Source organism: Corallococcus sp. CA049B (assembly GCF_003611685.1).
Lineage (GTDB): Bacteria > Myxococcota > Myxococcia > Myxococcales > Myxococcaceae > Corallococcus > Corallococcus coralloides.
Genome location: NZ_RAWC01000033.1, coordinates 47,121 through 57,804 on the forward strand (window position 1 = coordinate 47,121; position 10,684 = coordinate 57,804).

The 10,684-nt window shown below is 69.7% G+C and carries 7 protein-coding genes; 5 read left to right on the top strand and 2 right to left on the bottom strand.

The window, feature by feature from the left end:
* The first annotated feature begins 22 nt into the window (after positions 1–22).
* On the top strand, positions 23–1,864 hold the full coding sequence (gene mnmG / locus D7W82_RS10675; protein ID WP_120618237.1) for a tRNA uridine-5-carboxymethylaminomethyl(34) synthesis enzyme MnmG: 1,842 nt from the start codon (positions 23–25) through the stop codon (positions 1,862–1,864).
* A gap of 76 nt (positions 1,865–1,940) precedes the next feature.
* Entirely contained in the window at positions 1,941–2,594 is a 654-nt protein-coding gene (gene rsmG, locus D7W82_RS10680) for a 16S rRNA (guanine(527)-N(7))-methyltransferase RsmG (protein ID WP_120618238.1), read from the top strand.
* A 10-nt stretch (positions 2,595–2,604) separates the two neighbouring features.
* Here the strand turns inward: rsmG and D7W82_RS10685 are convergent, their stop codons facing one another.
* Complete coding sequence (locus D7W82_RS10685; RefSeq protein ID WP_120618239.1) at positions 2,605–3,750, bottom strand: NAD(P)/FAD-dependent oxidoreductase; 1,146 nt, start codon at positions 3,748–3,750, stop codon at positions 2,605–2,607.
* Positions 3,751–3,979: 229 nt separating this feature from the next.
* Here D7W82_RS10685 and D7W82_RS10690 point away from each other — a divergent pair, with 229 nt between their 5' ends.
* A complete protein-coding gene (locus D7W82_RS10690) occupies positions 3,980–4,855 on the top strand; it encodes a helix-turn-helix transcriptional regulator (protein ID WP_370450978.1) in 876 nt (291 codons plus the stop codon).
* Between the two features lie 25 nt (positions 4,856–4,880).
* Here D7W82_RS10690 and D7W82_RS10695 read toward each other — a convergent pair whose 3' ends face one another.
* A complete protein-coding gene (locus tag D7W82_RS10695; RefSeq protein WP_120618241.1) occupies positions 4,881–5,834 on the bottom strand; it encodes an oxidoreductase in 954 nt (317 codons plus the stop codon).
* 99 nt (positions 5,835–5,933) lie between these two features.
* Between D7W82_RS10695 and D7W82_RS10700 the strand changes: the two genes are divergently transcribed.
* Complete coding sequence (locus D7W82_RS10700) at positions 5,934–6,326, top strand: VOC family protein (RefSeq protein ID WP_120618242.1); 393 nt, start codon at positions 5,934–5,936, stop codon at positions 6,324–6,326.
* Between the two features lie 3,381 nt (positions 6,327–9,707).
* Entirely contained in the window at positions 9,708–10,499 is a 792-nt protein-coding gene (locus tag D7W82_RS10710) for a ParA family protein (protein ID WP_014400846.1), read from the top strand.
* Positions 10,500–10,684 lie beyond the last annotated feature (185 nt).

Genomic DNA, 10,684 nt, shown 5'->3' on the forward strand with positions numbered 1-10,684 from the left:
GCGTGATACCCCCCGGGACGCGATGGAACTCCGATACGACATCGTCGTGGTGGGGCTGGGCCACGCGGGCTGCGAGGCGGCGCTCGCGTGCGCGCGCATGGGCCTGTCCACCCTGGGCGTGACGCTCAAGCGCGAGCGCGCCGCCGTGATGAGCTGCAACCCCGCCGTGGGCGGCACCGCCAAGGGCCACCTGGTGCGTGAGCTGGATGCGCTCGGGGGACAGATGGGGCGCGCGGCGGACCTCGCGGGCACGCACGTCAAAATCCTCAATCCCTCCAAGGGCCCCGCAGTGCAGGCCACTCGCGTCCTCTGCGACCGCGACGCCTACGCCGCCGGCATGCAGTCCTTCCTCTTCACCCAACCCAACCTCACCGTGCGCGAGGGCGAAGTGGCCGCCGTCGTCGCGGAGGAGGGGAGGGTGAAGGGCGTGGTGCTGGGGGACGGCACGCAGGTGGTGGCCCGCGCGGTGCTCCTCACCACCGGCACCTTCCTTCGCGCGCTGATGCACGTGGGCGAGCAGAAGGAGGTCGGTGGCCGCCTGGGAGACGAAGCCGCGCGCGGCCTGTCGGAGTCGCTGCATTCACTCGGCTTCACGCTGGGCCGCTTCAAGACGGGCACGCCCGCGCGCCTGTCCCGGGACAGCATCGACTGGGACGCCGTCACTCCGCAGGCTGGGGACCTGGGCGTGCGGCCGTTCTCCTGGCGCACGCAGCTGGAGCAGGGCCTGCCGTTCCCGCGTCGGCCCTCCGTGATGTGCGGCCTCACCGCGACGACGGAGGCGACGCACCGGCTCTTGCGCGACAACCTGCACCGCTCGCCGCTGTTCCAGGGGGACATCGTGGGGCGAGGGCCCCGGTACTGCCCGTCGCTGGAGGACAAGGTGGTGCGCTTCGCCGCTCGCGAACGGCACCAGGTGTTCCTCGAACCGGAGGGGCCCACGTCGCCGCTCGTGTATCCGGCGGGCCTGTCCACCAGCATGCCCGCGGACGTGCAGCTGGAGTTCCTGCGCACCATCCCGGGCCTGTCCCGCGTGGAGGTGGTCCGCTACGGCTACGCGGTGGAGTACGACTACGCGCCGCCCACGCAGCTGCACCCCACGCTGGAGACGAAGGCCGTCGCGGGCCTGTTCTTCGCGGGCCAGCTCAACGGCACCTCCGGCTACGAGGAGGCCGCCTTCCAGGGCCTGTGGGCCGGCATCCAGGCGGCGCTCCAGGTGAAGGGCGAACCGGCGCTCGTCGTGGGCCGTGACGAGGCGCACGGCGCGGTGCTCGTGGACGACCTGGTGACGAAGGGCGTGGATGAGCCGTTCCGCATGTTCACCAGCCGCTCCGAACACCGGCTCAAGCTGCGCGAAGGCAACGCGGACCTGCGGCTCGCGCGTCACGGGCATCGCGTGGGGCTGTTGCCGAAGGAGGCCCTGGAGCGCGCGGAGGCTCGGGCCCACGCGGTGACGGCGGAGGTCGCGCGGCTCAAGCGCACCGGCCTGGCGATGCGGCTCAAGCGCCCGGAGGTGACGTACTCGCAGCTGGCGGACGGTCGCGAGGACTTCCCGGCCCTCACCCCCGACGTCGCGGAGGAGGTGGAGGTGGAGGTGAAGTACGAGGGCTACATCGCCCAGGCCGCCCGGGCCGCGGCGCGTGAGGCGGAGGCGTCCGACCGCTGGCGCATCCCGGACACGTTCCGCTTCACGGACGTGCGCGGTCTGGGTACGGAGGCGGTGGAGAAGTTGTCCGCGCACCGGCCCGGGACGGTGGGGCAGGCCCGGCGGATTCCGGGCCTGACGCCCGCCGCGGTGTCCCTGCTCCTGGTCGCGCTCAAGCGGGGCCAGGGGCCGTCAAGTGATCAGGAACAGGGCTGTGGATAACGTGTGGATATTTCTGGGGATGAATTTCTCCTGAGTGATTCCAAGGACTTGAAGGGCCCTTCGGGGTGGAGGTGTTGTGGATAACGCGCGGTTCGCAGATCAGCTGGCATCCGGATGCAGTGCGTTGGGCATCACCGTGGGACCGGACGTGGGCCCCAAGCTCCAGCGGCTGATGGCGGAGCTCCTGAAGTGGAACGCGAAGGTGAACCTCACGGCCATCACCGCGCCGGAGGAGGTGCTGGAGAAGCACTTCCTGGACTCGCTGGCGGTGCTGCCGGAGGTGAAGGGCGCGACGTCGCTGCTGGACCTGGGCGCGGGCGCGGGCTTCCCCGGGCTGCCGCTCAAGCTGGAGCTGCCGGAGCTGGGCGTGACGCTGGTGGACACGGTGGGCAAGAAGATCGCGTTCATCAAGGCCGCCGCCGCCAGCCTGGGCCTCGTCGGCGTGCGCGGGCTGCATGCCCGGGCGGAAGGGAAGCCGGAGACGGAGGGGATTCCGCGCGCGCAGGTGCTCATCGCGCGAGCGTTCATGGACCTGCCGGACTGGCTGAACCTGGCGCCCGCGTATGTCGAGGAGGGCGGACGCGTGGTGGCGATGCTGGGCAAGCAGCAGACGGACGCGGAGCTCCAGGCGCGCGCGGCAGAGCGCGACCTGCGCGTGGTGTCCGCCCGGTCGTACCGGCTCCCGTTCTCCGGCGCCGAGCGTCAGGTCGCGGTGTTCGCGAAGCAGTAGAGGAGGGCGGTCAGGCTCCGGCCTGCTGAAGCTCCCGGAAGTGCTCCAGCACGTGGTCGAGCGCGTGCTCGGAGACGAAGTCGAGCCCCTGCATGGCACCCGCGGCGGCGGAGGCGGCCCGCTCGAACATGGCCTCCTCGTAGCCCTTCACGGCCCGGCTCCAGTCGGCATCCGCCGCGAGCGCGAGCCCCAGCTCCAGACCATCGAGCATCGCCATGTTCACGCCCTCGCCGGAGAAGGGCGGCATGACGTGGGCCGCGTCCCCGAGCAGCGTCACGCCCGGCCGGTGTGTCCACCGATGGCCCACCGGCAGCGCGACGATGGGCCGCGCGACGATGTTGTCGTTGCTCGCGTCGATGAACGCGAGCAGGGACGGCGCCCACCCAGGGAGCAGCGCCTTGAGCTGTTCGCGGGCCCGGGCAGGGGAGGACGTGTCCACGAGCCCCTGCTGGAGCTGCGCCTCGGACACCCGGAACATGAAGTAGGCGCGCACGTGGCCGTGGCTGCTGCGCTGGGCGATGAGGCCCTGGTTGTTTCCGACGACGGAGAGCTTCCCGCGCGGGAGCAGCTTCGCGACCGCTGGGTGCCGCGTGTCCACGTCATCGATTTGCAGCTCGATGAAGAGCACGCCCGTGAAGGCCGGCGTCGCTGACGACACGAGCGGGCGGATCCGCGACCACGCGCCATCCGCGCCCACCACCAGGTCGAACTCGCCGAGCGAACCCGCCGGACCCACGACGCGGTAGCGCCCGTTGGGGAGTGGCTCCACGGTGGACGCCTTGCTTCCCCAGCGGATCCGTTCCGCGGGGAGGCTGTCCAGCAGGAGCGAGCGCAGCTGGGTGCGGTCGATTTCCGGCCGGTCGCCGTCGCTCGCCTCGTTGTGCTGGAAGTGGAGCGTCCCCTGGGCGTCATAGATGGCGTCACCCTGGTCGTCGTATCGGGCAACGGCCTTGAACTCCGCCTCCAGTCCGGCCTCGCGAAGCGCGCGCAGCCCGGAGTCGCCGTGCAGGTCCAGCGAACCTCCCTGGGGACGGGAGAGCGGGTGCTCATCCAGCTCGAACACCGTGGCCACGATGCCCCGTGTCTCCAGGATGCGCGCCAACGTCAGCCCACCCGGACCACCCCCGACGATTCCCACTGTCTTCGTGATGTGCATAGTGTGCTATGTAAATGGGCGTGGGGCCCCATGCAACCCAAAGGGACGCCGGGGTTGGGACGCGGCAGGGCCTCCCGTCCGAGTCGCACCGCACGAACCTGTCCGACAGTCGGACAGGTTTGGAGCATCTCGTCGGAAGGGGAGGGCACCTTACGAGCGTCCGCGAGCGACGCGCGGAACACCCCGGTGCCGATGCCTCACGTGGACGGTTCGCCTAACGTTCCACCGCGTGACGGACACCTCCCGCGGCTCCGGGCGCGTCGAGCTCGCGCAATTCCTTCGCAGCCGCCGTGAGCGGTTGCGTCCAGAGGACGTGGGACTTCCTTCCGGTTCGCGGCGGCGCACGCCGGGCCTTCGTCGCGAGGAGCTGGCGCGGCTCGCCGACGTGGGCGTCAGTTGGTACACGTGGCTGGAGCAGGGGAGGGACATCCACGTCTCCGAACCGCTGCTGGAGCGCCTGGTGGTCGCGCTCCGTCTCACGCCGACGGAACGTCTGCACCTCTTCGCGCTGGCGCATGGCCGGCCCGCGCCCCTGCCCGTGCGCTCACCGGAGTCGGTCAGCGACGCGCTTCAACGGCTGCTCGACGCGCATCCCTTTCCGGCGCTCGCCTCCACCCGGCGGTGGGACATCGTCGCGTGGAACGCGGCGGCGACCGTCCTCTACGCGGACCTGGACCTTCCGGCCTCCGCTCCGGAGGCGCGCAATGGCTTGTGGGCGCTGTTCATGAATCCAGAGCGGCGCGCGCGCATGCCTTCGTGGGATGAGGCGGTGCGCCGCGCGGTGGCGGGATTCCGGATGGACGCCGCGAGGGCCGCGGACCGGTCGGAGTTCGACGCGCTGGCGGAGCAGCTCCAAGCCGCGAGCCCGGAGTTCGCGCGCCTCTGGAGCGAGCACGACGTGGTGGAGACCGCCTCCATGGTGAAGGTGTTCCTCCTTCCGAAGTGGGGGCCCATCGCGTTCGAGAACGTCACGCTCACGTACTCGGAACCCGATGGGCGGGAGCTGCGCGTGTCCTTCTACTCGCCGCGTCCCGGTCCCAACCTGGAGCGCACGCGGAAGTTGTTCCAACCGTCATCGCCGACGCCCGGTCCGGACCGGGCGTAGCCCCCGCGGATCCGCGGACCGCGCGTCACGGATTGAAGCGGACGCCGGTCCACGCCTCGCTCGCGGACCACAACCGGTCGGCCCGCTTCGGATCCACGGCCCAGTCCTTCACGCCGCGCCGGAGGGTGGCGTCAGCGGGCGCCATCACGGCGATGTCGACGTTCTCGCAGTACACGCCGCCCTTGCCCGCGAGCTGGGGGTGGGTCGCGCACCAGACCGTGGTCGCGGCGCCCTGTTCCGGCGTCTTCAGCGGTTCGATCTTGTCGGAGTTCGCGATGGAGGCGCGCACCTCTTCCTCGGACATGTGCCGGGCCAGGTCCGTGAGGATGCCGCCGGGGTGGACGGCGAACGCGCGCACGCCGTGGGCTTCGCCGCGCGCATCCAGTCCGACAGCGAAGAGGATGTTCGCGGTCTTCGACTGCCCGTAGGCGACCCACTTGTCGTAGGGGCGCTGCTGGAAGAAGGGGTCCTCGAAGTCGACGCCGGAGAAGAAGTGGCCGCGCGATGACAGGCACACCACGCGCGCGCCGTTCGCCTGCTTCAGCGCGGGCCAGAGCCGGGCGGTGAGCTGGAAGTGGCCCAGGTGGTTGGTGGCGAACTGCGCTTCAAACCCGCGCGCGTCGCGGGTGAGCGGCGAGGCCATGATGCCCGCGTTGTTGATGAGCAGGTGCAGCGGCCGGCCGGACGCGACGAAGCGCGAAGCGAACGCATCGATGGACGCCGGGTCGAAGAGGTCCATGGGCTCCAGCTCCACGCGCTCCCATCCCGCGAGCGCGGCGCGTGCCTTGTCGGGAGTCCGCGCGGGGACGATGACGGTGGCGCCCGCGGCGTGGAGCGTGCGGGTGGTCTCCAGTCCGATGCCCGCGTAGCCGCCGGTCACGATGGCGACGGTGCCATCGAGCCGGGTGTTGCCCAGCGCCTCGCGTGCGGTGGTGGTGGCGCCGAAGCCGGAGTTCAGGGGCTGCTGTTTCGTGGTCATGGGCGCAAGGTGCCGGCCCTCGGTCCGCGCGAAAAGAGCGTCAATTCATCCTATGTCTGGCACCACCCGGATGCGGATCCGGGAAGGGGAGGGCGGCGCATGGACGCGGTGAAGCTGCGGGTCGCGAGGCCGACACGGAACCTGGACGCGGTGGTGCGTTTCTACCGGGACGGGTTGGGCTTCGAGGTGCTCGGGGGATTCGAGGACCACGCCGGGTTCGACGGCGTGATGCTCGGACATGCGGGTGCGCCGTATCACCTGGAGTTCACGGTGGAGCACGGACACGAAGCACCGCGAGCCCCATCCGAGGACCACCTCCTGGTGTTCTACGTGCCGGACCCGGAAGCGTGGGCAGCGCGGGTCCACCGCATGGAGGCCGCGGGCTTCGCGCCGGTGCGGTCACGCAATCCGTACTGGGACACGAACGGAAGGACCTTCGAGGATCCGGACGGCTACCGCGTCGTGCTTCAGCAAGCGGCCTGGTCACGCTGAACGGTGGAGCGCGGCGGCGCTTGTTCCACGTGGAACGTCCTCCAAGGCGGAGTCGCCCGGATGCGTTCGCGGGTCACCAGGCTCCGCGTTCCACGTGGAACATGTTCACGGCGAGAGGCTCGAAGCCGAGCGCGGACGCACGTGATGCCCATGTTCCACGTGGAACACGCGCTGCCTGGAGGTCCTGCGAATGGTCCCGAAGGTTGATGCGGTTGAGTCCTGGCTGAGCATCACAAGAAGCTGCGTGAAAGCCCGTTCACGAAGGACCGGACTCACGTCGTTGTTCGCGCAGGGGCCCGCATCGCGCCCGTGCTGCGCAACCACGCATGCAAAGGACCTCGAAGTCATGAGCCTCCGTCCACCACTGGATCCGGTGCGTGATGGCTGCGCTGAACGAGATGAAGCGATGGAGGCACGGGCTGAGTGGCTGACCGGTGTTCCACGTGGAACACGACCGGCCTCCGGTCCGCGTGTGGAGGCGCTGGCGAACAAGCGTTGAAGCGGCACGCGGTTGTTCGCCGTGGCGTTGAACCGTGACTGACCTGGAGCGCTTGATGGGGAGAAGGGGAGGGGAGCCAGCGCTCATGCGGCTTCGCATGTTCCACGTGGAACACGCTCCAAGAAGGGGCTCCCCTGGTTGCTCGGACTGCGGCCGTCAGCATGAGGGGGAGTGCATGGGATGTGCTGTTGGGCGCTGAAGAAGGGACCGCATGAACGGCTCCGCATCAGGCGTTCATCACGGCGGTTCGCGGGCTCTTGGGTATCGGATCCGGACAGGCATCCATGCGGCGGTTCATGGCTGGTGGTTGCGAAGCGCGGTGGATGGAAGGGAGCCCCAGGCCGGTTGCTCCTTCCCCAACCACGGCTCGAAGCGCGCGTGCCGGAAGTGGTTCAAACGCTTCCGCTTCGCGACCTCCGTGACGTGTTCCACGTGGAACGTCCCGGCATGGGTGCGGCGCTTGAAGAGAGCAACGCGCTCAACGAGCACCCGTGAGTTCATGGCCTGTGGAGCGGATGGAGACGTCTGCGTGTTCCACGTGGAACGTCCCGGTGGATCCACTGCCTTGAAGCGCCGTGTTCAGGAACCGCGCGGACCCGGTCTTCACCTGCGTGTGTTCGCGGAAGCGTGAGCGTGTTCGAAGCGTGAGCGTGTTCCACGTGGAACGTCCGGCGTGGGGACCAACGGGTCGGGCAGAGCGGGTTCACGCCAGCTGCTGGACCGGTGCGCGCCGCATGCGCGCGAGATGACGTGAGCGTGTTCCACGTGGAACGGGCCGCGCGGGCCTTCCGCATGGAAGGGGCGGAGGTGCTCGCGACCGCATGCGCGTGTTCCACGTGGAACGGCCTGGCTTGCGTTGGGGCACGGCTGGGACCCGCCGTTGTCCGCGCCAGATGCCGGACCTTCTTTCTCGCCGCGTGCTCGAAAGGGCCTGGCGTGGTCCGGCTGAAGCAGCGGCGTTGAACCGCGGACTCGGGCTGATGGGGTCCACGCGAGATGCCGCGCTCCGCATCGTGTGCTCGCCTCCGCATGCGCGTGTTCCACGTGGAACCTGCGGACGCGGACGCGGACGCGGGCGCATGGGGTTTGGGTTGATGCGGCCCGCGAAGCGCGCCGGACGGGTTCTCCGCATGGCGAGGGTCGTGCGCTCATGCGTGTTCCACGTGGAACCTGCTGGCATGGGCGCGGCCTGGGGCTGGCGTGGTCCGCGAAAAGAGTAGGGCCGTGCTTCCGCGCGGCGACGCTCGTCGTCACGCGTGTTCCACGTGGAACGCACGGCATGGGTGCGTGGCCTGTCGTTGGCGTGGTTCTCAAAACGCGCCGGACCGTTCCTCCGCGCGGCGACGCTCGTTCTCATGCGTGGTCCACATGGAACGGTTGGCCTGGATGGACGCTCTTCAACTGACGTGGTTCCGGAAGGTCAGCCCGGGCCTCCGCGTGGCGGTGCTCGCATCCGTGGTCGGTCGTTCATGCCGCGCGGCTCGTCTTCGATGCACCGTCCGCGTTGAGCGTGGTTCGCGAGAAGCGGCAGCCCGTCCTTTCACCTCGCGGTGCGCATCAGCGGGCCGCCGGTCGTGTGAACCGGCCCACCTTCGATGCGGCGTCTTCATGAAACGGAGTTCGTGGGAAGTGCCGAGGCCTGCCGGTCGCATCGCTGTTCGCGCCAGCGGATGCGGCTACGGGAACGCCTGGCGCGGGCGGCTTCGGTTGGCGTCGTTCTCGAAAAGAACAGGGGCGTTCTTTCGCGGCGCGGTGCTCGTCGCGGCATGGCACGCGTTCCACGTGGAACGACCGGCGGTCGTGGTTGGGACCACCGCATCCCATGGACTCGTCACTGGATGGGGCCCGGCCGGAAACCCGGTGTCTCGTCACATGTCGCGTGCGCGTTCCTCATCAAGCGCTGCTTCGGGGGCCGAAGCCGCGGACGTGCGGCCGGTGGGGCCGGGCACTTCGATGACGGTGCGCGGTAGAAGTCCGTGGGCCGCATCGCCCGGTCGGCGCCGCGAACCCAGGCAACTCATCCACGGTCCGCGTGGATGCCGGACCGATGATGGACGCCGTGCCTCGCGGCGGTTCGCGCATCCCGTGCAGGGCGCCTCGCAAACCGCCAACTCGCGACCCGAGCCGACATGGCGGAGCAGTTGGCGCCGATGCGCGTTCCATGTGAAACGACCGGCGCGGCCGGCATGCAGTGGCGGCACGCGCACAGCGGCTCGGTTCCGCGGCGGAGGCCATCACCCCGGATGGTTGGAACGTCTTCGCCCCGCGCGAACGCCACGGTGGTTCACCGGCATGCCCGCGCGCCCACGCCACCCCGAATCCGGAACCCATGACCCGAAGTCGCCGGACCGGTGCGCGGACTCGCGCGGCGACCTCAGCTCAGAACCGGCGCCCACTCCGCCGCGCCCAAACGTGAACCCGAACCGGACGCCGAAACCCAACGCGCGGACCGCATCGCCGAAACCCAACGCGCGGACCGCATCGCCGCACCGGCCCGCGCGAAATCCACCCACCGCAGGGACCCGCCAGGCCGAACCCGTTCCACGTGAAACTCGCGGACCCGCGAACCGCGTGAAGCCGCCGCCACGAACTTGCCGCGCGCGACCCCCTGAAAAACCCAACACCCTTCCGCCCCGCACGGAATCACCCACCCCGAAAGCAGCCGGGCAGGCACACGCAGCCACCCCCAGCCGCGCGAATTCCCATCATCCACGGGCCCCCGAGCGAGGGGCCGGGCAGGGCCCGAGCCTCACCTTGGATGGGAAATTGATCCGTCCTCGAACCCCGTGCTAGCTGCCTGATCAGGCCCCGATTCGCGCGCACGTCCGCGCGAACCGCGGGCGGGGCTCTGGCGTCAGCCGGGGCGAGAGAGGATGGGCCACGTGGGTCGTATCATCTGCATCTCCAACCAGAAGGGCGGCGTGGGTAAGACCACCACCGCCATCAACCTCGCAGCGAGCCTCGCCTCCGCGGAGCGCCGCACCCTGCTGGTGGACATGGACCCCCAGGGCAACGCCGGCAGCGGCCTGGGCCTCAAGCGCGAGAACCTCACCGGCACCGTCTACGACGCGCTCCTCGGCGGACGCCCCGCTTCGGAGCTGGTCCACCCCACCGAGCTGCGCTTCCTCCAGGTCATCCCCGCCACGCCCGACCTCACCGGCGCGGAGGTCGAGCTCGTCAACCAGGAGCGCCGCGAGTTCCGCCTGCGCGAAGCCCTGCTGCCGCTCAAGGACAAGTACGACTACATCATCATCGACTGTCCGCCCTCGCTCGGCCTGCTCACGCTCAACGCGCTGGTGACCGCGGACTCCGTCCTCATCCCGCTCCAGTGCGAGTACTACGCGCTGGAGGGCCTCTCCCAGCTCACGCACACCATCGACCTGGTCAAGCAGGGGCTCAACCCCTCGCTGAAGATGGAGGGCATCCTCCTGACCATGTTCGACGCGCGCGCCAACATCGCCCACCAGGTCGTGGACGAGGTGCGCGGCTACTTCAAGGACCAGGTCTTCCAGGCCGTCGTCCCGCGCAACGTGCGCCTGTCCGAGTGCCCGTCCTTCGGCAAGCCGATCATCCTCTACGACATCAAGTCCAAGGGCTGCGAGAGCTACCTGGCCCTGGGCCGCGAGCTGATGCGCCGGGACTCCCCCAAGCCGTCCAAGCGCCGGGTCGCCTGACCGGTCGCCTCCTTAATAGAGCGATGTGAATGGTGGGACCGGGTGCCCGGTTCGCCGTGAAGCACTCAAGGCCCATGCGCGCCGGTTCCACTCCGGCGCGGGGAGTTCCCAACCGCCGTGCAGAAGAACGCAGACACCCAGAAGCGCGCCCTGGGCCGGGGCCTGTCCGCCCTCATCCCCCAGGC

What these genes read in the sequence shown, in the direction of transcription:
- mnmG (WP_120618237.1), top strand. Translation starts at nt 23, where the DNA reads ATGGAACTCCGATACGACATCGTCGTGGTGGGGCTGGGCCACGCGGGC.
- D7W82_RS10695 (WP_120618241.1), bottom strand. Translation starts at nt 5,834, where the DNA reads ATGACCACGAAACAGCAGCCCCTGAACTCCGGCTTCGGCGCCACCACC.
- D7W82_RS10700 (WP_120618242.1), top strand. Translation starts at nt 5,934, where the DNA reads ATGGACGCGGTGAAGCTGCGGGTCGCGAGGCCGACACGGAACCTGGAC.
- D7W82_RS10685 (WP_120618239.1), bottom strand. Translation starts at nt 3,750, where the DNA reads ATGCACATCACGAAGACAGTGGGAATCGTCGGGGGTGGTCCGGGTGGG.